The sequence below is a fragment of the Streptomyces sp. NPDC050121 genome, from assembly GCF_044460385.1.
Taxonomy (GTDB): domain Bacteria; phylum Actinomycetota; class Actinomycetes; order Streptomycetales; family Streptomycetaceae; genus Streptomyces; species Streptomyces soliscabiei.
On sequence record NZ_JBITJV010000112.1, the window covers coordinates 1 to 1,624 of the forward strand.

1 protein-coding gene is annotated in these 1,624 nt (G+C 63.9%); it reads right to left on the reverse strand.

What is annotated here, in order from left to right; genetic code table 11:
• Window positions 1–1,624: right-handed parallel beta-helix repeat-containing protein (locus ACIBTS_RS49350; RefSeq protein ID WP_399328557.1), on the reverse strand; the 1,624-nt coding region annotated here is incomplete at both ends.

Below are 1,624 nucleotides of genomic sequence, written 5' to 3' on the forward strand. Positions count from 1 at the left end.
TGGACATGGTGGGACCGGCGGCGAACGTCCTCGTACCGGAGGGAGCCAGCCACAGGGTCTTGGTCCCGTCTCCGGGGCTTCGCACCGGAATGGTCATCACACCCTTGCCGGTGAACGTGCTGGCGGGCAGCGCGTAGTCCTGAAGCGCCACGTTGCTGGACGGGACGATGTCCTTGTAGAGGTCTTCCAGGCCCGCGTTCACGGCGATGCTGTACGCCTGCGACGGCCATACGCGGTCCGCGTACACGCGCACGTCCTGGATGGTGCTGTTCGGGACACCCTTGTTGGCGATCTTGTTGACGGGGCCGTAGGTGTTGATGATGGTCAGGTCGTGCTGCTTGCCCCAGGTGCCGGAGTTGATGGCGTACGCGACGTTCGGGTCCACGTCGAGGACGTTGTCGTGTTCGTTGATGTTGGCGGAGCCTTCATCGGGGTGGATTCCGTACTTGTGGCCGGCCGGCACACCCTGGAGGTAGTTGTTGCTGATCTCGGTGCCCGGCTGGTTGCCCAGCGTGTAGATGGGAGCGGAGTCACCGAGCACCTGCATGGTGTCGATGAGTTCGTTGTACTTGACGCTGTTGTCCTTTGCCGTGGTCGTCGGGTTCCCGGGATTGATGGAGTTCGTCGAACCGTCGAAGTTCCACCATCCCCAGCCGAGGGTGATGCCTGCCCACGGGGACTTCTCGATCCGGTTGTGCTGCACGGACAGGGAGTCCACGAAGTACGCCGACACGGGGCTCGACCCCTGGAACAGGACCGCGCTGTCGTAGAGGTAGTTGTCCGTGACGGTGATGTTCTTGCAGACGCCCTCGACGTTCACCGGGTACTTCTCGTGGTTGGTCGAGGTGTAGTCCCCGATGTACACGTGCTGGGGGTGTCCCACGGTGATGGCGGATCCGGCTATGTCGTTGACGTAGTTGCCGGTCAACTGTGAGTCCGTCACGTCGTTGACCATGTTGATCCCGTCGGCGCCGGTGTGCTGCACCGTGTTGCGCTGCAGGACGATCCCGTCGGCGTTCTCGATCTGGATGATCCCCGGCGGCAGGTCGACGTTGCGGTAGGTGTAGGCGTGGAAGTTCTGCCTCGCGTACACGGTTGAGCCGGCGTTGCCCTGCTGGCCCTGCCGGAAGACGGAGCCCGCGACGTTGACCAGGTTCCAGTCGGAGTGCTCGACCGTGAGCCCGGAGAACGTGATGTTCCGCGCGTGGTCGGTCCTCGACGTGCCGGCGATCTTGAGGAGCGTGGACACGTTGTTCGGCGCGAAGACCTTCGCCGTGGTCATGTCCTCGGAGCTGGACTTGTAGTAGTACAGCGCGTGATTCGTCTTGTCGAAGTAGAACTCGCCCGGCTGGTCCAGGAATTCGTACGCGTTCATGAAGGTGTGGCTGCCGCTGCCGGCGTTGAACCTGCCGTTCGGCGGTCCCTGGGCGATGGCCGCACCCGGCTGCTGGAACAGGGCAACGCGGTTGGCGCCGTCCGAGCTCGTGGTGATCTGGCGGACCCCCACGATGGCCGTGGTCCAGGTCGTCGCCGACTTGATCTCGACGTCGTCCTGGTTGGAGGCGACGGCGGGCAGGTCGGAGAGGCTGTACTTGGCCCCGTCGCACTGCGAACCCGACTCCCA